At 67.0% G+C, this 19,708-nt stretch carries 19 protein-coding genes and 1 pseudogene; 8 read left to right on the top strand and 12 right to left on the bottom strand.

The genetic code is table 11. The features are described 5' to 3' along the window. Positions 1–162: 162 nt before the first annotated feature. The 4 genes from ACGFWI_RS34545 to ACGFWI_RS34530 form a co-directional block, all read right to left on the bottom strand. A complete protein-coding gene (locus ACGFWI_RS34545; RefSeq protein ID WP_393909996.1) occupies positions 163–807 on the bottom strand; it encodes a DUF305 domain-containing protein in 645 nt (214 codons plus the stop codon). A gap of 87 nt (positions 808–894) precedes the next feature. Continuing rightward, positions 895–1,287 (bottom strand): DUF6153 family protein, encoded by a 393-nt coding sequence (locus ACGFWI_RS34540; protein ID WP_393910004.1) that lies wholly within the window; start codon positions 1,285–1,287, stop codon positions 895–897. A gap of 297 nt (positions 1,288–1,584) precedes the next feature. Next, entirely contained in the window at positions 1,585–3,204 is a 1,620-nt protein-coding gene (locus ACGFWI_RS34535) for a M4 family metallopeptidase (RefSeq protein WP_393909995.1), read from the bottom strand. 337 nt (positions 3,205–3,541) lie between these two features. Beyond that, a complete protein-coding gene (locus tag ACGFWI_RS34530; RefSeq protein ID WP_393909994.1) occupies positions 3,542–4,774 on the bottom strand; it encodes a chitinase in 1,233 nt (410 codons plus the stop codon). Between the two features lie 463 nt (positions 4,775–5,237). Here ACGFWI_RS34530 and ACGFWI_RS34525 point away from each other — a divergent pair, with 463 nt between their 5' ends. Continuing rightward, positions 5,238–5,540, top strand: a complete 303-nt coding sequence (locus ACGFWI_RS34525) for a hypothetical protein (protein WP_393909993.1) — start codon at positions 5,238–5,240, stop codon at positions 5,538–5,540. 160 nt (positions 5,541–5,700) lie between these two features. On the opposite strand, the gene ACGFWI_RS34520 is transcribed toward ACGFWI_RS34525, so the two are convergent. Together ACGFWI_RS34520 and ACGFWI_RS34515 are read right to left on the bottom strand one after the other, a co-directional pair. Further along, a complete protein-coding gene (locus tag ACGFWI_RS34520; RefSeq protein WP_393909992.1) occupies positions 5,701–5,931 on the bottom strand; it encodes a DUF6480 family protein in 231 nt (76 codons plus the stop codon). A 220-nt stretch (positions 5,932–6,151) separates the two neighbouring features. Next, positions 6,152–6,343 (bottom strand): hypothetical protein, encoded by a 192-nt coding sequence (locus ACGFWI_RS34515; protein WP_393909991.1) that lies wholly within the window; start codon positions 6,341–6,343, stop codon positions 6,152–6,154. Positions 6,344–6,516: 173 nt separating this feature from the next. On the opposite strand from ACGFWI_RS34515, the gene ACGFWI_RS34510 reads away from it, so the two are divergent. Next, complete coding sequence (locus ACGFWI_RS34510) at positions 6,517–7,650, top strand: glutathione-independent formaldehyde dehydrogenase (protein ID WP_393909990.1); 1,134 nt, start codon at positions 6,517–6,519, stop codon at positions 7,648–7,650. Between the two features lie 267 nt (positions 7,651–7,917). Continuing rightward, positions 7,918–8,328 carry an STAS domain-containing protein gene (locus ACGFWI_RS34505; RefSeq protein WP_393909989.1) on the top strand — a complete coding sequence of 137 codons (411 nt, stop codon included), beginning with the start codon at positions 7,918–7,920 and terminating at the stop codon, positions 8,326–8,328. 281 nt (positions 8,329–8,609) lie between these two features. Here the strand turns inward: ACGFWI_RS34505 and ACGFWI_RS34500 are convergent, their stop codons facing one another. Continuing rightward, positions 8,610–9,575 (bottom strand): SDR family NAD(P)-dependent oxidoreductase, encoded by a 966-nt coding sequence (locus ACGFWI_RS34500; protein ID WP_393909988.1) that lies wholly within the window; start codon positions 9,573–9,575, stop codon positions 8,610–8,612. A gap of 258 nt (positions 9,576–9,833) precedes the next feature. Then, a complete protein-coding gene (locus ACGFWI_RS34495; RefSeq protein WP_393910003.1) occupies positions 9,834–10,226 on the bottom strand; it encodes a GNAT family N-acetyltransferase in 393 nt (130 codons plus the stop codon). 1,298 nt (positions 10,227–11,524) lie between these two features. Here ACGFWI_RS34495 and ACGFWI_RS34490 point away from each other — a divergent pair. From ACGFWI_RS34490 to ACGFWI_RS34480, 3 genes and pseudogenes are all read left to right on the top strand, one after another. Next, positions 11,525–13,132: a restriction endonuclease fold toxin-2 domain-containing protein gene (locus tag ACGFWI_RS34490; protein WP_393909987.1), complete on the top strand. Its 1,608-nt coding sequence runs from the start codon at positions 11,525–11,527 to the stop codon at positions 13,130–13,132. A 14-nt stretch (positions 13,133–13,146) separates the two neighbouring features. After that, positions 13,147–13,602 (top strand): hypothetical protein, encoded by a 456-nt coding sequence (locus tag ACGFWI_RS34485; protein WP_393909986.1) that lies wholly within the window; start codon positions 13,147–13,149, stop codon positions 13,600–13,602. 61 nt (positions 13,603–13,663) lie between these two features. Further along, positions 13,664–14,463, top strand: a pseudogene (locus ACGFWI_RS34480) (IS5 family transposase); the annotation flags it as partial. A 253-nt stretch (positions 14,464–14,716) separates the two neighbouring features. On the opposite strand, the gene ACGFWI_RS34475 reads toward ACGFWI_RS34480, so the two are convergent. The 3 genes from ACGFWI_RS34475 to ACGFWI_RS34465 form a co-directional block, all read right to left on the bottom strand. Next, a complete protein-coding gene (locus ACGFWI_RS34475; RefSeq protein ID WP_393910002.1) occupies positions 14,717–15,529 on the bottom strand; it encodes a maleylpyruvate isomerase family mycothiol-dependent enzyme in 813 nt (270 codons plus the stop codon). A gap of 566 nt (positions 15,530–16,095) precedes the next feature. Further along, a complete protein-coding gene (locus ACGFWI_RS34470; protein ID WP_393909985.1) occupies positions 16,096–16,557 on the bottom strand; it encodes a hypothetical protein in 462 nt (153 codons plus the stop codon). Positions 16,558–16,608: 51 nt separating this feature from the next. Then, positions 16,609–16,782: a hypothetical protein gene (locus tag ACGFWI_RS34465; protein WP_393909984.1), complete on the bottom strand. Its 174-nt coding sequence runs from the start codon at positions 16,780–16,782 to the stop codon at positions 16,609–16,611. Between the two features lie 233 nt (positions 16,783–17,015). On the opposite strand from ACGFWI_RS34465, the gene ACGFWI_RS34460 reads away from it, so the two are divergent. Both ACGFWI_RS34460 and ACGFWI_RS34455 read left to right on the top strand, forming a co-directional pair. Beyond that, the gene (locus ACGFWI_RS34460) at positions 17,016–17,396 is read left to right on the top strand and encodes a hypothetical protein (RefSeq protein WP_393909983.1); all 381 of its coding nucleotides are present in this window, start codon (positions 17,016–17,018) and stop codon (positions 17,394–17,396) included. A 175-nt stretch (positions 17,397–17,571) separates the two neighbouring features. Then, the gene (locus ACGFWI_RS34455; protein ID WP_393909982.1) at positions 17,572–18,213 is read left to right on the top strand and encodes a DUF1266 domain-containing protein; all 642 of its coding nucleotides are present in this window, start codon (positions 17,572–17,574) and stop codon (positions 18,211–18,213) included. A 204-nt stretch (positions 18,214–18,417) separates the two neighbouring features. On the opposite strand, the gene ACGFWI_RS34450 is transcribed toward ACGFWI_RS34455, so the two are convergent. Further along, entirely contained in the window at positions 18,418–19,482 is a 1,065-nt protein-coding gene (locus ACGFWI_RS34450; protein WP_393909981.1) for an RICIN domain-containing protein, read from the bottom strand. Between the last annotated feature and the right edge of the window lie 226 nt (positions 19,483–19,708).

Here is a 19,708-nt window from a genome sequence, read left to right as displayed (position 1 = left end):
GGGGGGGGGGGGGGGGGGGGGGGGGGGGGGGGGGGGCGGCCCGCCCCCCCCCCCGGCCCCCGGGGGGGGGCGCGGGGGGGCCCGCGGGCGCGGGGGGCCGCCCGGCGGGGGGCGCCGGGGCCCCCCACAACGGTCAGGGCGGAGGTAGCCCGCTGTCGGCGGTCAGCTCTTGCCGAGCAGCTTGTTCATCTGTGTGATCTCCGCGTTCTGGGCCTTGATGATGTCCGCGGCCAGCGTCTTCGCCCGGCCGTAGGCGCCCCTGTCCTTCTCGGTGCCGGCCATCTTCACCGCGCCCTGGTGGTGCCCGACCATCATCTGCAGGAAGGACGTGTCGAAGTCCTTGCCGGACTTCTTCTTGAGCGCGTCCATCTCCTTCATGTCCATCATGCCGGGCATATCCGCGTGGGCGGAGTGGTCCATGCCGGGCATCTCGGCCATCTCCTCGGGTACCTGCTCGTTCCAGGCCGTCAGCCACCCGGACATGGTCTTGATCTCTGGGTCCTGCGCCTTCTTGATCTTGCTGGCGAGTTCCTTGACCTGGCTCGACGCGGCTCGGGTGGCGGCCAGGTCGGCCATCTCCACGGCCTGCCGGTGGTGCGGGATCATGCCCTTCGCGAAGGCCACGTCCGCTGCGTTGTGTGTACCGGACGGGACCGAGGCGCTCGGCGAGGAGGCGGGCTTCGGGGGAGCGCCGTGGCCGGAGTGACTGCCGCCGTCGTTGCTGCCACATGCAGCCATGACCAGCGCGGAGGCGGCAGTTGCCGCAACAAGGGTGATGCGGCGGGTGAGGGGACGGGTGGGCTTCATGGGTGAACTCCTGAAGAAGTGCGGTGTCGGGACATGCCGGACGGCGACGCCGCCCCGGAGTGGGGCGTGAGCGCCGTCAGGGCGTTCCTAGATCCGCAGGAGTTGGAGTTCGGCCAGCGAGGGTGGCGCGCGCCCGCCGTCCTGGCCCTTCGACTCGTCCAGGCCTGCCGTGTCCTCCGGCTCTGCCGGACGGACGGGGGAAGGGACCAGGGCAGGGGGCGTCGGCGCCCCGTCGAGCGCTCCGGACGCACAGGTCGTGTCGGCGTGATGGGTATGTCCGCCGTTGCCGCAGTCTCCCGCTCCGTGACAGTGCTCGTGAGCGGTGGCCGCCACGGTGATGTGGTGTTCGTGCGGAGGAGGAGCCGAGGTGATGACGGGGCCGAGGGCGTGCATGCCCAGCAGACCCGCCAGCAACGCGAGTACGAAAAGCGCGCGACACCGCCGGGCGGGCGGTGTCGGTACGTACTGGCGGCGGGGCATCACGCCCCCATATTAGGTAACAGGGCGAACGGCGGCGTCCTCGCCCCGGTCGCCGCGCCCAAGGGAGGACGGCTCAGGTGCCCCTGCGGTCCCGGACGGCTCGGCGCGCGGCGGCCGGTCCGGCGCAAGCAGGCGGCAGGTCCGGCGCAAGCAGGCGGCCGGTGCGCCCGATGATGCGCACCGGGTGGTGAACAGCCGGGCCGTCGTCGGGGCAGCCCGCGGGTCGGGTATCAGCTGCAGCAGACGGCTGCGTCCCGGCACCGGGGCCGGTGCCGGGACGCAGTACCCGAGGGGTGCTTACTTCACGTTGACGCCGGTCCAGGCGGCGCCAACCGCCTTGTACTCCGCGCTCGTTGTGCCGTACAGGGCACCTGCCGCCTTCAGGGTGGCGGCGCGCGCGGCCTTGTAGTTGGTGGTGGAGGTCATGTACGTGGTGAGGGCCTTGTACCAGATCTGCTCGGCCTTGGCCCGGCCGATTCCGGTGACCTTGGAGCCGTCGGAGGTGGGGCTGTTGTAGCTGACGCCGTTGATGGTCTTGGCGCCGCTGCCCTCGGACAGCAGGTAGAAGAGGTGGTTGGCGACACCCGAGGAGTAGTGGACGTCCTTGTTGCCGACACCACTGGACCAGTAGTCGGCCGAGGCTCCGTCCTTGCTGGGCTTGTCCATGTAGCGCAGCGGGGTGCCGTCCCCGTTGATGTTGATCTTCTCACCGATGAGGTAGTCGCCCACGTCCGTGGTGTTCTTGGCGAAGAACTCGGCCGACGTGCCGAAGATGTCGGACGTGGCTTCGTTGAGACCGCCCGACTCACCGCTGTAGTTGAGTCCCGCGGTCGCGGCGGTGACGCCGTGGCTCATCTCATGGGCGGCCACGTCGAGGGAGGTGAGCGGGTGGGTGTTCCCGCTGCCGTCGCCGTAGGTCATGCAGAAGCAGCCGTCGTCCCAGAAGGCGTTGACGTAGCTGTTGCCGTAGTGGACGCGGGAGTAGGCGCCCTTGCCGTCGTTACGGATGCCGTTGCGGCCGAAGGTGTTCTTGTAGAAGTCCCAGGTGACGGCCGCCCCGTAGTGCGCGTCGACGCCGGCGGTCTGACGGCCGCCGCCCCATACGTCGTCCGCGTCGGTGAAGAGCGTGCCGGTGCCCGACGTACCCTGCTTGAGGTCGTACGTCTTGTGGCCGCCGCGCGCACCGTCGGTGAGCTGGTAGGTCGATCCGCTCTTGGTGGTGGTGAGCGCGACCTTGCCGCTGTAGGTGCTGGTGCCGGTGCCGGTCTCGATGGCCTCGTTCTGGAACAGCTTCTTGCCGGTGGCCGCGTCGGTGATGACATGCAGTTCGCTGGGCGTGCCGTCCTTCTGGACACCGGTGACGACGGTTTTGTACGCGAGAACCGGCTTGCCCGTAGCGGCCCAGATCACCTTGCGCGGGGTGGTGGAGGCGCTGGTCCTGGTGTCCTTCTTCGCGGCGGCAGCGCTGAGTGCGCTCTTCTTCGCGGCGGAGGGGGCGAGCGCGGCGGACGTACTGGCCACGGATATACGGGCGTTGGTCGCCTTGGTGACGCTGCGGGTGCCGGACTTGGCCTCGTGTACCACCAGGTCGCCGCCGAGGACCGGCAGCCCTGCGTAGGTGCGCTCGTACCGGGTGTGCACCGTGCCGTCCGCGTCCTTGACGACGTCTCGGACGACGAGCTTCTCCCGCGCGCCGAGGCCGATCTTCGCGGCGATGGCGGTGGCACTGTTCTGAGCATCCTGGAGCGCGGACGCCCGCTGTGCGGTGGAGAGTTGGACCGCCGACGCGCCGGTCGCGCGGTCCGGCTGCGCGCTGGCCGAGCCGGCCTGTACGCCGACGGCGACCATGGCGGCGGAGGCCACCAGGGCGGCAGCGCGCAGGGTGTTCTTGCGGGGGGTGGACGAGATCCGTCTCAACTCGGTCTCCCTTGTGAGGACTGCGGGGTCGCGGTCCAAGAAGCGGCCGGGCAGCCGAGGGGTGGGGTGCCCGGTGGAGCAGAAGGAGTGAATCGATGGGAGCGTGCCAGGAGTTGACGCTTTTTGACAGATGTTCAACACAGAAGAAACAACAATTTCACCAAAGGGGCGGTGGGGCGGAACTGGTTGCCGTCGGCGCGATCATGCTGATGCCGGCGCACCCCGGCTTCCGGGAGCGGCAGTCGCTCCTCAGCAGGCAGGGAGCCGGTTGGCTTCGCAGAGGAAGGGGCGGGGGAGGGCAGGAGCGGCCGGGCGGAGACGCTCCTGCCCTCCGGGGTCAGCAGGTGCCCAGGTCCTGCCAGACTCCCGAGCCGCCGGTGGAGGGCGTTTCGCCCTGCGTCCACCACTTGGCCTTCCATGTGTGGCCGTTGTACGAGGCCGTGTCGCCGCCCACGTAGACGGTCCCGGCGCCGTAGGCGGCCGCGGTGCAGCTGCCGTTGCCCGGTGGGGTGGTGGGAGGCGTGGTGGGGGGAGTGGCCCCGGCGAACTTCACCGAGTACTTGGTGAAGTCGTATGCGCCCTGCGGAACGCTGCTGCAGGTGCCGGACGTCTTGCCGTTGTTGTCCGGCGGGGAGCACTGCCGGTCCCGGTTGACGGACCAGTTCGTGAAGCGTGCCATGTGGTGGGCGGTCGCGAAGTCCAGCACCGTCTGGAAGTCGGCCTGGGTGAAGTACTCACCGGTGTCGCTGCGGCCGTTCATCTGTGAGATGCCCTCGTGGGCGTACGCGGTGGCTTCGTCCCAGCCGAAGGTGGACCGCAGGATGGCGTTGAAGTTGGTCAGGGCGGCGGTCTGTGAAGCCGCCCCGTTGAAGCCGCCGTCGAAAGGCATGATGGAGAAGTTGTCCGGGGCGAAGGACTGGGACTTGGCCTCGTTGAGCATCTGCTTGCCGAACCAGCCGGTGCCGTCGGCCGTGCCGGCTGTGGTGATGGAGAGGTAGATACCCGGATTCTTCTGCTGAAGGATCTTGGCAGCCCCGATTTCATTGTGTATGGCGGCGGTGTTCTCGTACTCCGGCTCCTCCAGGTCGAAATCGAGCGCCTTGAGGCCGTACTTGTCGACGACCTGCTGGTATGCGGCAGCTGTCGCCTCGGGGGTGGCGCAACTCTGTCCGAGCTTGGTGCCGCCGTACCCGCCGACGGACGCGGAGACATCTCCGCCCTTCGCGCGGATCGCGGATATCACGCCGGCCACCGCGGTGTCCGAACCCACCGGGCTGGTCCCGCCCCATGTCGGCGAACAGCCGCCACCGTTCGGGGCCAGGATGAAGGCGAGCTGAAACGCCTTGAGGCCGGTGGCGTCCATCACCGTCGCGGCGTCCGGCGGGTCGTTGTCGAGCGGCATGAGATAGGGCGCCGCGGCGTACCAGTTGCTGCCCACGGACTTCGGCGCCGCGGGAGCTATGCCGTGGCCGCCCGCGAGAGCCGTGCCGGCCGCGGCGAGCGCGAGGCAGGCCGCCGAGACCACGGCGGCGAGAGTTCTGACGTGACGAGGTGGCACATGCCCTCCCATGAAGAGCAGTTGGTCCAGACCAATTGCTCCACAGGGTGAACCCTCACCGCGAGTGCGTCAACGCTTTGGACTGGACCAGTGCCCAACTCGCCGCTGGGGTAGGGCTGGTCCCGCACTAGGGGGCTTCATCAGCGGTGCTCGATGCGCCAAGTTCTGAAGGGGCCGGTGCTTGCCGTTTTCGGAGGGGTGCGCATGTCGGTGCCGTCTGTCATCAGCGGCCGGGAGTGCGCGTGTTGTGCCGTCTGCCATCAGCGGCCGGAAGCGGTGAGAGGCCTGCAACGGCGAGCGGCCAGGGCTCTTCCCCAGTCCATCCATCCCTCACACCTCCCCCGCCCCGCTCGCCGGCGGAACCTGGCGCCGGCCCGAACGCGCCCGCCACCGCCGTTTAGTGACTGTTGATCTCCGGCAGCCAGGATCGGTCTCACAGGCACGCACCACCGACAAGACAACGAGGGGAAGACCTATGAGCGTCGTGAAGTTTGGCCAGCTCGAATGCGTCAAGCAGGAGGACTGGAACGGCAATGACGACATCTACATCACGATCAATGGGAAGCAGGTCTACTCGACCGAAATCGGCGAGGACGGCAAGCGCTCCATCAACAAGTCCTTCCGGTACGAGGGCGATGTCGCTCGGGTCCGAATGTACGAGAGCGACAGCCTTGACGACGACGACTTCCTCGGCGAGCAGATTCCCCTGCTGGGATACGGCGAGATGAAGTTCCGCCAGGATGGCGCCTACTACACCCTCACCTACGAGCTGACCTGACGGCAGCCGCGGGCAAGCCGCAGCGGCCCGTTCGGGAGGGACCCGAGCTGTAGTGCCGGGCTCCTGCGGCGCCCTCGATGCACCCGGCCGGTGGTCCCGACGCGTCGACGCATGATGCCTTGGCGGCGATTGCGCTGTCGGCACTCGGGACCGCCGACGGTCACACCGCCACGATCACGGCGTAGGCGATGAAGAACGCTGCGCAGAGCGCGACGAGGATGGCGAGGATGATGACCGGGCCTTTGGCCCAGCCCCGTGTCTGCTGGTCGCGGGGGCCGGTCTCTGCTCCCGTACTGCCCTCGCCCGGCGGGGTTTCCCCGGGGGGTACCCCGCCTACAGGGGCGGAGTCGGGGGTGTCACGTGGATTCGGATCATGAAATTGAGTGCCCATACCGGCAGCTTGCCCGATTTCGCACGAATTAAATGGCGAGCGGATGGGGGGGGCAGCTGCGGCCGTGACGGAATGAACACGCACAGCACTCATGACGCGGTGACGGCTCAGCCCGTCCCGGCGGGAAGCGGGGGGCCTCGTCGCGGGAGGCGGCGCGGCTGGGCAATCGCAGATCCGTGCAGATCAGAGGCGTACACGGCGAAGCCGCACGCAGGACCGGTCAACGGTCGGCGATGTCCTCGCGGAGGCCGTCGGAGAACTCCCACCACGACAGGGGGAGCCAGTCGCCGTGGACAAACGCATCGACAGTCGCACCGCGACCGCGGACGGTAACCGTCGTTCCGGGCGGGTAGGAGGTGCCGGACAGGCCGTGCACTGGGACGAGCAGGGTCCCGAGTCGCTGTGCTGCCACGCGCTGTCCTCCCTCTTTCGTTTCTCGGTACGACATTGCGACGCCCGGAGTGGATATCCCTTCTCACGTTACCGGCTTGCCGCATCCAGTAGACCGGAGAATCATGAGGGATAGGTCACGTCAAAGGGTGGGGAAATTCTGCGTGCTATCCGCCGAGCGAGAGGTGGCAGCAAATGAAAGCCATCGTCTACAAAGGGCCGTACACGGTTGAGGTCGAGGATGTGGAGAAGCCCAGCATCCAGCACCCCAACGAGGTGATCGTAAAGATCACGTCCACTGCGATCTGCGGTTCGGACCTGCATATGTACGAAGGGCGTACGGCGGCCGAGCCGGGCATCGTATTCGGTCACGAGAACATGGGGATCATCGAGGAAATAGGCCAGGGTGTCACCTCCCTCAAGGAGGGCGACCGTGTGGTCATGCCCTTCAACGTCGCCTGCGGGTTCTGTACCAATTGCGTCGAGGGATTCACCGGATTCTGCCAGACCGTCAATCCTGGATTTGCGGGCGGCGCTTACGGCTATGTCGCCATGGGGCCCTGGTCGGGCGGCCAGGCGGAATATCTTCGCGTTCCCTACGCCGACTTCAACTGCCTGAAGCTGCCCCCGGGAAACGAGCACGAGAACGACTTCATGCTGCTCGCTGACATCTTCCCCACCGGTTACCACGGTTGTGAACTCGCCCAGCTACGTCCGGGCGAGAGCGTCGCGGTGTACGGCGGCGGGCCGGTGGGGCTCATGGCTGCTTACTCGGCTCTCCTGCGCGGAGCGAGCAAGGTTTTCGTCGTGGACCGGGTTCCCGAGCGGCTGGAGAAGGCCCGGGAGATCGGCGCGGTCCCGATCAACTTCGCCGAGGGCGACCCGGTGCAGCAGATCAAGGACCAGACGAAGGGCGTCGGCACGGACAAGGGCGTGGACGCCGTCGGCTATCAGGCGATGGCGCACGGCGAGGCCCGCGAGGAACCGGCGACCGTCCTGAACTCGCTCGTCGACACGGTGCGGGCCACCGGTGCCCTCGGCGTACCGGGCCTGTACGTTCCGGCCGATCCGGGCGGCCCTGACGAGCAGGCAAAGCGGGGCATGCTCCTCGTGTCGATTGGCAAGCTCTTCGAGAAGGGCCTGCGGATGGGGACCGGGCAGTGCAACGTGAAGCGCTACAACCGACAATTGCGCGACATGATCATCGAGGGCCGAGCGACGCCGAGCTTCGTCGTCTCGCACGAACTACCCCTTGACCAGGCCCCCTCGGCGTACGACAAGTTCGACAAGCGCATCGAGGGCTACACGAAGGTCGTCCTGCATCCGTAGACCTGGCGGCTGTGCCGCTCCGACGGGCCGATGGGCCGACGGGCCGACGGGCCGATGGGCTCGCCGGGCTCGCCGGCGAGGCTCCGACGGGGGCGGGCCGGGCCCGCCGGCGGACCCCTCGCGGCCGACCATGACTGCGGCGACGTGCCGCCCGCCCCGTGGTCGGCAGCGGGAGGTGTCTCCACCGACCGACTGTGCTTCTCTCCTTGTCTGAAGGAACGATGACGGGGTACGCGAGCTCCACCGATCAACAGAGAGGCGGAGATCGTGTCCGAGTCGTGCGAGTTGAGCGTCGAGGTGAACGTCACCGGGCCCGAGGTGGCGGTGGTGTCCGTGTCGGGGGATCTGGACGGTGAGACCGGGACATCCCTTCACCACCAGCTGGCCAACCAGATCGTGCACGGCAGGCGGTTTCTCGTGTTGGACCTGCGCGCCGTGCCGTTCATGGACTCCTCGGGGCTGAACATCATCATCCGCGCATCGAACGAGGCCAAGCGCCTTGACGGGGGCCTGCACCTGGCAGCGGTGTCCGATGTGGTGCTGCGTCTGCTCGACCTGACCGGGATCAGTGTGACCACCCCGGTCCATGCGAGCCCTGAGGAAGCCCTCGACGTGATTGCGTCACAGCAGGCGGCTCAGCCCGTGCCGACGGAAAACTCAATCGCCGCGAATCGGTGACCGGAAAAAAAACGGTGACCTTCGGCAACGGCCCACCCCGTCATCGACAACTGGGCAGGGGACGGAGAGGACGTCGGAACGCCGCGCGCAGTACGCCAACGACGGCCCTGCACCCCGGAAATGCACGCGGCGGATTCCGGGCGTCGCGACTCGTGCGCTGGGGCCACGGCACACGAGCGGCAACAGGCTCTGGCGACCCACGCCGAGGCGGAAGAGGCCGATCACGTGACGAGATCGGCGCTCTGTCGCTGTCTGCACCGTCGGCCTGGACAGCCGCGCACTTACGTCATCGCGGTGAAGGCATCGACTCCGGTGAGTTGGGCTGACAGCCTCCACAGCCGTGCAGCGCCCTGTGGATCAGTGGCCCAGGCTCGCACTCCGCTGCCCAGGGCGGTGTCCTTCGCGGCGGGCTCGGCGATGTCGCAGTCTTCGCAGTACACGCCGCCCATACCTGCCAACCGGGGAGAGGTCGCCGCCCACACCTGCGTGGCCGCGCCCTGTTCGGGCGTCTTCCAGCCGCTGTTCGTCGCACTGGCGTCGATCATCGCGGACAGCTCCGTCAGCTCCTCCTGGGACATGTACCGGGCCAGCTGCGTGGAGATGGCACCCGGGTGCAGCGAGAACGCCCGTACTCCGGCGTCTCGGCCCAGCGTGTCCAACTGGAGGGCGAACAAGGCGTTCGCCGTCTTCGCCTGTCCGTACGCCTGCCACTTGTCGTAACCGTGCTCGAAGTGCACGTCGTCCCAGTGGATGTCGGAGAGTTGATGTCCGTTGGAGGACACCGACACCACACGCGCACCGCCTCGCGCGATCGCCGGCCACAGCCGGTTCACCAGCGCGTAGTGTCCGAGGTGATTGGTGGCGAACTGGGCTTCCCAGCCCGGGCCGACACGCGTTTCCGGGCAGGCCATGATCCCGGCGTTGTTGATCACCATGTCGATGTCGCGGTCCGAGTCCAGGAACCGCTCGGCGAAGGACCGCACACTGTCCAGGTCTGTCAGCTCGAGCTCGTCCACCTCCACACCGTCGATCCCGTTCACCGCCTCCTGGGCCGCGGCGCGGCGCCGGGCGGGGACGACGACGTGGGCTCCCGCAGCGGCGAGGGCTCGCGTCGTCTCCAAGCCCAGTCCCGAATAGCCGCCGGTCACGATCGCGAGCTTGCCGGACAGGTCGATGCCCCGCAGGACATCACTCGCGGTGCTGCTGGCTCCGAACCCGGTGTTGATCTTGTGCTGCTGAGTCGTCATGAGTCGAACCTACGAATTGGAGGGCGCTCAAAGGCAAAGGCAACGTCGACCCGGCCCCTCCTGAAGAGTTTTTCACCTCCACGGTCTCGGGCGAGGACGAACGCCCGACACAGGTGCAGGGTTCAACATTGGTCGGGGGCTCGAGTTTCCGTCCTCACTCACCCTGTCGTGAACGGCCGTTCCGCGCTGGTGATGCGGGGAGCCGACTCCCTGCCCTGTCCATCGACGCTGACGACGTAGTAGGTCGAGTAGCAATGGCTACGGCATGTCACTCAGTTCCCGTGCGAGGTGATTTGAGTAAGCGGTCAGAGAGTCACCGGTCTCCAGGCTCAGTCGAGTGAACCCCATGCGCTGGGCTTCGCTGACGATGTGCTCCAGCAGCCGGGAGGCGATCCCGCTTCGCTGCCGAGTCGGCCTGGCACGCATCGACTTCAGCTCCGCGTGGCCCGCGTCCAGCCTCTTGATCGCACCACAGCCCACCAGGCTGCCATCGTCCAAGACTGACCAGAACGTTATTCCGGGCTTCCGGAGACCATCGAGATCGAGGGCGTGCTTGCTCTCCAATGGCGTGAGGGACCGCATCTGCTGGACGTGTTCGTCGAGGAACCTGGCAATCTCCGGACCGGACAGGTCATCTACCGCGATCTTCAACGTGCTCACCCTTCTCCAGGCTCCCGGTCACCCCGGTGCCAGCCACGTCGGCCGTCGGATGTGCATTTCGACGTGGTCCGCACCGAGGCTATGCCGATCTTGATGAGGGAGGCCAGACACGCCGCGGAGCAGTGGCGGGCAGAGGTCGCACGCCCTCCCAAGCCGCCGCCACTGCCCCCGGTGCCGGCGGACGAGCTGCGGTGCGAGGCGTGCAGTCGGCTTCTGGCCTGACGGGCTGCCGCAGGCCTACGGCGGTCTGACCCGCCGCGAGGCGAGCGTGCTCGGCGACTCTGACGAGATGGTGAACCGGCAGCTACAGCGCATCGAGCAGGGTATGGGCCGAGGAGTGCGCTCCGTCAACGGCCACTGCGTCGTCCTACTGGTGGGATCGCACCTGTCGCAATTGATCGCCTCGCCCAGGTACCGGTCCCGCTTTAGCCCCGCGACCCTCGCCTAGATCGAGTTCGCCCGCCAGGTGGCCGCGAAACTGGCTGGCCAGCCCCTGGAACAGATCGAGGGCGTGATCGCGCAGGTCCTGGGCCGGACCCGGGCTGGGTCGGAGCCGCACGCGGCGCTTGGCCGAGGTCACCTACCCCAAGAGCACCATTTCCGCGGTCGCTGTCCCCGTCCGCCGAGCCTTCGATCAAGCCTCGCTCGGCCAACATGCCCAAGCCGTCCGCCACATGAGCGAGGATGTCGCAGCTGCCAAGGGCCCGACCGAACGAGGATTCCTCCAGGAACAGTTGGCTGCCTATCAGCACTTCATCGACGAACCCAAAGCCCAGCAGATCCTAGTCAAGGCGCTCGTGCACAATCCCGCGATCCTGCGGCACATCGAGGGAGTCAAGCCCACCCGGATCAAGCCCACCGACTCACAAGCGGTGCTACTCCATGAGCTGGTTCCAGCAGACCTACGACCAGTCTGCACCGTGCCAACACGCTCGAGCACAACGCCGTGGCACCTCCCGGCACGCGCATCATCACCGCTGGCACCATGGCCCAGCTGGGCGAGGCCGTGCGTAAGGCGATGCTCGCGCTCGCCGACGCCGGCAGCCGTAGCGACCCAGAGGCGGCAGCTGAACAGTACGATGCCCACCGCCTTCTGGCCCGGGGGGCTTGCCCAGCGCTTCGGCGTCAGCCCTCGCTAACTCGACGCCTGCAGCGAGTGTCGGCCCGAAAGCATCGCCCGCTTGGGTGCGTCGCCGCCTGCTCTGTCTTGTTCATGACCCCAGATCAGCAGGCTTGATCACTGTGCAGTAGAAATGGGTGGCTGGTTGTCATGCTACCGACGGGGGAAGATGAGCGGCTTCGAGTTCGATGCTGGCCAGATGATCAAGGCATCGATGACGATGATGGAAGTGATGCGGGGTGTCCGGGACACCGCCATTGCACTCGCGAGTGAGCTGGAGGCCCAGAAAGGGATGGCTGGCGACGATGACGCCGGCAGAAGCTTCGTTGCGGCCTACAAGCCGGCTGCTGGAACGACGCTCGACCAGATGGGCTTCAGCTCCTACGTCATGGGAGCGACCGGGGCGGGCCTGATGCAGACCGCCCGCGAGTACATGGCGACCGAAAGTCAGGTGAGCGCCGACCTACTCGGTGGGCAGGAGGACCTCTCGGCCAACATGGGCGACCCCGGGCGTGACTGTTCATCGCGGTTCATTGGGCTGGGCGAAGAGCTTCCCGAGGCGATCGGTGACACGGCCTGGTATCACCAGTACGCACCCGGTGGAGGCAATCTCTACCGCGGATCGGCCGAGAAAGCCCGTGAGGTCGCCGGATCTTGGCGCCATGCCGGGAGGCTGATGGAGCGACACCTTGGCGACGCCCAGCTGTGCGCCTCGACGGCCCGAAAACACCACGCAGGAGCCGCTGCGGACTCCTTCCATGACTACTTCAAGCGGTGCATCGGAGCTGGGACTCCTCCCTCGCAGGCACAGGAGGACGAGCCGTTGATCGCCAACATCGTCGCTGCCTGCACCCAATTGGCAAACGCCTGCGAGAACTACGCGGACCACATCGACTCGGCGCTCGCCGCCATCGACGTACACAGTGCCGACTTCTTCCGTGTCGATCTTCCCTGGGAACAGCCCCTTCTCGGCGGGAACGGATATGACGGGGGCCTTCAGGACGCCGTCCTCAGCGACCCACGGATCCGCCAACTCGGTGCAATCGCACATGTCTTGGACTCCTCGCAAGCCAGAATCAAGCTGCCGGGAGGGGAGGGGGCACCACCTCGCCCTCCATTGTTGCCGGGCGGCGGCATCCGGGTGCCCACGCCGATCCTGCTGGCCTCTGCGCCGGCCATGGTCCCGATGGGACAAGGGGTCGATCCGACTCTCTCGCACAGCGACCCCTTGCCTCCCAACCACCCCAACCTCCTCTCGCCCCACGAGCAAGCGCAGTTCCGCACCTGGAGAAACTCGCTCCCTGCCGGAGGCTTCGCCGGCGGCGGCGACAGCAGCAATCCCCAGAACGCCTACCAAAAAAGGGTCGCAGGCTACCCCGAGCGAGAAGTCCCACTGCCCCCTGGCTCCGTCGGTGGAAGCGGCAAAGGTCTGATGGTCGATGGGATGCGGCCAGCCGACGGCTACATGGTCGACGCCAAGTACGTGAGGGAGCCGGACTGCAAGAAAACCTTCCGGCGTCTCGATGAGTACGAGAAGACGATGAATGCCCCCGTCGAGATGGGCAAAAACGGAAAGCCCAAGTTCAACCCCCGCCGCGACGCAATGTACCCCAAGGACAAACAAGAGCTCGTCCGCTACCGCGAAGCCATGTCCGATCCCCGAAATACTAAGGTCAAAGGGCTGGAGATCATTACGAATGACAAGGAAGGCTCCGCCTACTGGCAGGCCATGATGGCCATGGCAAAAGTGCAGGGAACTACGCGGTATGAACCGTAGAAATGCAGGAATCCATGACCGACAACGAAGTCCGCGCAACCTTTCTCTTCTACCCACCGGTTGATGACGCGGACGCCTGGCACATGACGTTCGAAGGGTTCGAAGCAGCCCTCAAGCAAGAGTTCCCCGGCGCCTTCACACGCATGATGCCCGACGACGACGTCAGGGGAGGGGGCTACCTGAGCTTCGAGGTGGTCCTCGCGCAGGAAGCCGTACTCCGAGGACTGGCAACCCTTCCGTTCGAAGAGTGCGGCTGTGTCACTCTCACCCTGGCCTCACCCAGCGAAGCCGCCGTCATCGCGAAGTGGCTGCGAGATGTCTTCATCCCCTCCCCAGAGCTGCTCCGCTTCAGCAGCGAAGGCGCCCTCGAGATCGGTGACGAAACGCACTGGGAGCTGCCAACTTCCGGCGAAGCAGACGAGATCGTAGAAGATCTGCGCTCCCACATTGCTGGTGTCGAGGGCTTCTGACGTAAGGACTCAGGCTCTCGCGTAGGGGCGTAGCGCACTACCGTCTCCGCAGAGTTGGGCGGCCGATCCGGTCTGTGGGCGGCGGTGAGCCGACCATCGCCGCACGCTTGAGGCCATCGCGTGGAAGTGCCGGACCTGCTCGCTGTGGAGGGATCTGCCCGGTGAGCTCGGTTCGTTCCAGTCCGCTCACAAGCGCTTGCTGCGGTGGGCCGTCGACGGCACGTGGGAACGCATCTTCACCGCCGTCCTGGCAGCGGCGGATGCCGAGGACGACGTCTGCTGGACCGTGTCGGTGGACTCCACCGTCTGCCGGGCTCACCAGCACGCCGCCGGCGCCAGGAAAAGGGGGCGGTCGGCTGGGCCGAACCCGTCGATCACGGAATCGGACGTTCCAGGGGCGGATTGAGCACCAAGGTCCATCTGGCCAGCGATGGCCGAGCACGTCCGCTCGTTATCGTCGTCACTGCAGGTCAGGCCGGTGATGCACCGGGCTTCGAAGCCGTGATGGCCCGCATCCGGATTCCACGGGTCGGGCTCGGAAGACCCAGAACCCGACCCACAGCCGTTCTCGCGGACCGCGCGTATTCCTCCCGTGCGATCCGCGGGCATCTCCGCCGCCGCGGCATCCGCTCAGTCATCCCACAGCCCACCGACCAGATCGGCCATCGCCGACGACGGGGCCAATTCGGCGGCAGACCACCCGGCTTCGACGCCGAGACCTATAAGCAGCGCAACACCGTCGAACGATGCATCAACCGCCTCAAACAGTGGCGCGGACTGGCCATGCGAACAGGCAAACTCGCCATCGCCTACCAGGCCGCACTCCACCTGGCCGCCATCCTCATCTGGACCCGACGCTGACCAAAGAGACAGAACCTAGGAGCTAACGAGAGCGGGTCGGCACATCCTGTGCTGAGGAAAACACACACAGCTCAGGGGCCTGCCGCTGCGCGGGCCCGGGTGGCCGCCGCAAATGGGCGGCAGTGCTACGACAGCGAACCAGGCTTTGTACGGTGCGGGCAGCCGCGGAAGCAGTTCTCACGACGGACGCGAACTGGAGGCCCCTGTCCCAGGACTTGGCCCTCGACCTGGTGCAGTCACTGGCCCGCTGCGCTCAGGGTGCCTTGAAGAGAGCCGGGAAGCGGGGGGCGAGCCATGGCTTGCGGCCCCAGGCGAGGATGTGGCCCCGGGAGATGGCGCTCCACTGGCCGCGGCGGCCGAGTGCCATCAGGAGGAAGGTGACCGGCTCGGTGAGGATGGTGCAGTCCGGGCGGGAGGGCGGCTGCGAGCTCACAGACACCGCACCGTCGGTCACGGTCACACCGAACCGGGCGCCACCCCACAAGCGGATCGCGTAGCGGGCGGTCAGCCCGTTTGTGTGGGCGCTGTCGGTCACGCGTGGCATGGCCGTGATCAGGAACGGCAGGGTCAGCTCGACCCGTGCGCAGTCGATCACATGTGGACGACCGAGTGCACGGGCGAGGTCGTAGCCGTGGCCCAGCATGTGTGTGAGCAGGTACGACCCCAGTACGTCCGGGCCCATCGGGCCCAGCGGGGTGACGACAGTCCCATCCGTGGCACCGTCGTCCAACGCCGTCAGGTAGGCATCGGCCTGCGCCACGATGATCGCGGCCAGCGGCTCAGCCGCACGCTCGTCGAACTCGGCGAGCGCTCGTTCATTGGCCGCGGCGAGACTCTGCGGCGTGCCGTCCCCGTATCTGCGTGCATGTCCTGCCGCAATGTCCGCCATCAGTTCGTTGGCCTGCGCCAGATGCGCTGCCGCCTCCCCGATGTTCCACTCCGATCCGGGTACCGGAAGCCCCATGTCGGCGCCCCGGCGCAGCAGCGCGGCGATCTCCTCGGCGGTCTCGCGTATGGCCCCACCGAGACCCTCGGGCAGCGTGCCCCGTACGTCCTGCCCTGCCACTGATTCCACGCCGTTCCCATCCTCGGTCTCGCGCCCGTGCCGCATGCGTGTGCAACCGGCCGGCGAGCGCGTTACGGAGCCCGCGGTACAGGAGACCAGGTCATGGAGGCCGCGACAAGACTCTGAGCAGCGCGGTCGGACGGTGCGTGCGATGCCGCAGGCGGAGCTGTACCCGGCCGCGGAAGCACTCCTCGGCGTCTCCCGGGCGCACCCAGTACTACCGTTTTGCAAACTCGCGGAACTGCGGACCGGGCCCTACCTCGCGCTGTTGGCGGATGTTCCGCACAAACCGTACTTACGCGACCTTTCATCCCCGGAGCCAGCCCGGTAGGTACAGGCGGGAGAGCAGCGGTTTGCCGGCTGTGGCAGCCCGGCGGGGCGGTTTCCCCTTCCGGGCTTCCTGGGCCAGTCGGAAATTGTCGGCCTCGCGGATGAGTTCCTGATGGCGGCACGGGGGCATCTGGAAGTGCATGCCGCTGATGCTGCGACCTTCCCCAAGGTGAAGGTCAATCAGCGAACTTGCCCGCCCCCGGGTGCGCTGCTTGACGTCCTGCCGCTCGCATGGCCTATACGAGATCCTCGTACAACTCGATCTCGGCGGGTCTGCGATCGAGTAGCAGTCCGAGGCGAGCTCCCGCCCCCTCGAACCACTGGTCGAGGTCTGCATTGGTGTCGTGAAAGAACCAGAGACCGACGCTTCCGAGGGCGTCCAGGGCGGACTCCGGCTCGTAGCGGAGTTCGCAGTGAACCTGCACATAGTGGTCGTGCTCACCGTCGTCATCAACGATGTCGAACTGTCGAGTGAGATCCACAGTGAACATCGGTCGCCCGCTGGCGGTGTAGGTGCCGTACTGGAAGAGCAGACCGTCGGCGTCGGGTGTGGGTGCTGTGTCAAAACGCTGCCGCCCGAACCGCTGGAAGGCCAGCCAGACGGCCCGAGTGGTCAACTCGGTCGTCGCCGATCGCCCGGTGGCCAGCTCGGAACGCAGGTAATCGAGGGCTTTCTCAAGCCGCGGTCCGTCGGGCATGTGCAGCGCTCCTCGCTCCGTGAATCGGCAGCTTGACGTCGGGGATCCGCATCAAATCAGGGGGAAGGCGGGGGCGGCCACCACGAAGGCGGCGACGACCGTGGTGTCGGTCCAGCCCTTCCGGGAGGTCCCGGCGAGGTCGTAGGCGAGCGCGACTGCCCAGATCGCCGTCCGCACCGTGGACCAGCCAGTTCGGGCGGTGAGCGTGTGTCCGTCGGGTTCCACCCGGTCGCTTCTGGACCGGTCAGTGGCGGGACGGAGTGAGTGGCGGATGAGACGGTCCGGGTGGTTGTAGGCGGGCGCTGATCGGGTACGCGCTCTCACATGCCGGGGCAGGCTCGTTCCCGGCGGTTGCTGAACCACTCCTCCACTCGTTCGCCCGTCTGCTGGAGAGGGCCGGGCTGCGTAGCTGTAAGCACCACTCGGAGAGGAAGCCCACAGTGAAGGACGCCGAAGAGGTGGCACAGACGGATCAGGGCGCGACCCAGGTCCAGGTGGAAGTCACCGACTGCAGGCCCGAGGACGCACACAGGGTCTTCCACGCGCTCAACGCCCTTTTCACCTCTGACCGGGCGACGGACGATGCACCTCAAGCCTCGGCCGGGGCGGGGACGACCGTGTGGCTCGCGACCGTTGAGGTCTCGCAGGCACCGGCGCAGGCAGCGCCGCGCCGGCTGACCGCGCCGGTGACGGCCACCGTCCAGGGTGGCTATTGGGCGGTCGACCGGCTGCGCGCAGGCCTGGCCCAGGTCTTCACGGTCCGGGACGTCGGCTCAGCATCCGGTGACCAGGAGCAGGAGGTCCAACTGCGGCTGGAGTCCCGGCCGACGGCATCGTGAACCGGTTCCCTCCGCGCAGCCTCGCCGCGCGCCCACAGCCAGGCGATGCGGACGCCGGGCGCGGGCGCGCAGCGGGGAGACGAGGTGAAGCACTGAGCCGTACCGGGTACGCTCTCGCGGACTCGGGGCGCGAACCGTTTGACCTGTTGATCCACCGCTGTGAAGATCGCTGGCCATGAACGGATGGACACTTGCCTCAGCCCTGCTCAAGATGACGTTCGGGCGGTCGGCGAAGAAGCGCTACCCCAACCCGCTGACGGCCCATCAGCGATGGATGGTCTCGCTGGATGCGATGCTGTCGGAGCGCATGTGGGGGCGCAGCCACCTGATGCTTTACCCCCTGAAGCGGATCAACTCCACCCATTGCAAGGTGGGCCTGCAGCAAAGCTGGGACGTCACCTCGCCGGAGAGTTTGCAGGCGACCCTGCGGTGGCTGGCGACCGAGGGCCACCGTATGCAGATGACGTCGGCGCTCGGGCACCCGCCGGTGGCGTGGGACTTCGGCCGCTACGTCACGGTCGTCAGGCTCGGGTTCGGTGCCGGATACGTCGACGAACCCGGCGCCTGGCAACTCCTCGCGAGCGCCGTAGCGCCCGTGGCACAGACCTATGGCTCCTGGGAGGCCTTCGCCAACGACTTCGTCGCCGGCCGGGAACTCTGGATGCGAACCGCCGGCAACGACTGGGCCGGTTCCCAGGACGACACGATCGAGGCCGTACGCAGCCTGCTGGACCCGACGAACTCCAGCAGTCCCTGGCGGCTGGTGCCGTGGGAAACCGTCTACCAGGCCGATCACGGATCCACCCAGCACCCGTGATCGGAGGAGCGGTCCGCACCGCTTGAGCCGCCGGGACTGTCGCTACGCCACACCGCCCGAGCGGCCGGGACTTCCGCTACGTGGGAAAGTCGTCCGGCGTCCGGCTGCCACTCGATGAGGGACCGCAGGGCGAGAATCCGGTAAGGAGGGACCCGGGAGCAGGGTGGGCCCGCACGGTCGTGTGGGCCCACCCCTTGTGCCGGTTCAGCTGTTGCAGGTCGTGAAGTTCGGGCTGGTCTGGGCCAGATAGATGCTGGACCGGCCCTGGTCGTCACTCTTCAGCGGAACGGTGACGGTGTCCCTCGCCTTCCAGGGGAACCCGTTGGCATCGAAGGTCCACTCGCCGGTCACCTTCGTCGCCAGTTCCGACAGTGCCACCCACCCGTACTGGTGCGACGGAACGGTGATCATCAGGCTGTTGCCGAGATCCTGACGTACGTCGTAGGTGACCTGGCCGGAGATGGTGAGGCTCACGCTGGTCTGGACAGGGCTCGCACCGCCCGTGCCGAGGCCCGAAGTGAAGGTCACGCCGAGCTGGCTCGACCAGCCCGTGGAGGTGTTCAGCGAGAAAGTCCACGGCACCGGTGCCTCGGTGCCGTTGTACCAGACGGGGGAGACGCACTTCTTCGGAAGCGGCTCGGCCGGGGCCTGGGAACCCTTTGTCCACGAGCACGTGGAGCTGTCCTTCTGGCAGCGCTTCGAGGCGTAGTCGACGGCGGCCGTGAGCGCCGCGTCGCTTGCGCTGCTCGGGATCTTCCACTGCTGGGCCTTGGTGCCGTTGCAGCTGTAGGTCTGCGTCCAGGCGTCGTCGTACTGCGCGGCGCGGACCACGTCGAGGCACTTGTTGTCGCCGGCGCTACGGATCATGAACGTGTCCGTGGTGCCGTTGACGGGCTGGAAGTACCAGCGCTGCGCGGAAGAGCCGGAGCAGGACTGCTGCTTGAGCGGGAGCCCGGATTCGATGCACTTGCCGGTGTCGTCGTTGACGAGGGTGAACGACGAGTCGGAGCCCTGAAGGTGGGCGTCCCACTTCTGGTGGTAGCCGGGCGCGGAGTTGGTGACGATGAAGACGCCGTCTCCGGTGTTGCCGTTCTGGACGTCCAGGTTCCGTCCGCTGTTGACCGACGTGAACGTCAGGCAGGACAGGCCGGAACAGTCGTCTGCGGCCTGTGCGGTGCCGGCCCGGGCGGTGAGCCCCAGGGTGATACTCAGCGCGGCTATGAGGACGGTGAGTGCTCTGCATAAGACCGTTGGTCTGGGCGCTTTCATGCCAGAACAACCCCCATATCTGATTGGAGTGTTGGTGGTGCATTCCACCGTGTTGACCGCACTATCGCTGCTACCAGTGATTTTGAGTAGTGCGCCGCCCTTCGGGGCGGAAGGCGAAGCGCACCCTTGAGCCTGCGCAGACGGCACCCATACGAGGCCGGGCGCCAAGGTGGAGCACTACGGCACCAAGGTGGAGCACTACGGCACCAAGGCGGAGTACGACGAA

It is taken from the genome of Streptomyces sp. NPDC048434, assembly GCF_043200375.1.
Classification (GTDB): Bacteria; Actinomycetota; Actinomycetes; order Streptomycetales; family Streptomycetaceae; genus Streptomyces.
The sequence above is the reverse complement of the archived record's forward strand: the minus strand, read 5'-3'. Positions and strand labels throughout refer to the sequence as shown.

Coding starts and splice junctions, on each gene's coding strand:
- ACGFWI_RS34530 (WP_393909994.1), bottom strand. CDS start 4,774: ATGGGAGGGCATGTGCCACCTCGTCACGTCAGAACTCTCGCCGCCGTG.
- ACGFWI_RS34485 (WP_393909986.1), top strand. CDS start 13,147: ATGACCGACAACGAAGTCCGCGCAACCTTTCTCTTCTACCCACCGGTT.
- ACGFWI_RS34525 (WP_393909993.1), top strand. CDS start 5,238: ATGAGCGTCGTGAAGTTTGGCCAGCTCGAATGCGTCAAGCAGGAGGAC.
- ACGFWI_RS34510 (WP_393909990.1), top strand. CDS start 6,517: ATGAAAGCCATCGTCTACAAAGGGCCGTACACGGTTGAGGTCGAGGAT.
- ACGFWI_RS34450 (WP_393909981.1), bottom strand. CDS start 19,482: ATGAAAGCGCCCAGACCAACGGTCTTATGCAGAGCACTCACCGTCCTC.
- ACGFWI_RS34545 (WP_393909996.1), bottom strand. CDS start 807: ATGAAGCCCACCCGTCCCCTCACCCGCCGCATCACCCTTGTTGCGGCA.
- ACGFWI_RS34520 (WP_393909992.1), bottom strand. CDS start 5,931: ATGGGCACTCAATTTCATGATCCGAATCCACGTGACACCCCCGACTCC.
- ACGFWI_RS34500 (WP_393909988.1), bottom strand. CDS start 9,575: ATGACGACTCAGCAGCACAAGATCAACACCGGGTTCGGAGCCAGCAGC.
- ACGFWI_RS34470 (WP_393909985.1), bottom strand. CDS start 16,557: ATGCCCGACGGACCGCGGCTTGAGAAAGCCCTCGATTACCTGCGTTCC.
- ACGFWI_RS34540 (WP_393910004.1), bottom strand. CDS start 1,287: ATGCCCCGCCGCCAGTACGTACCGACACCGCCCGCCCGGCGGTGTCGC.
- ACGFWI_RS34490 (WP_393909987.1), top strand. CDS start 11,525: ATGAGCGGCTTCGAGTTCGATGCTGGCCAGATGATCAAGGCATCGATG.
- ACGFWI_RS34455 (WP_393909982.1), top strand. CDS start 17,572: ATGAACGGATGGACACTTGCCTCAGCCCTGCTCAAGATGACGTTCGGG.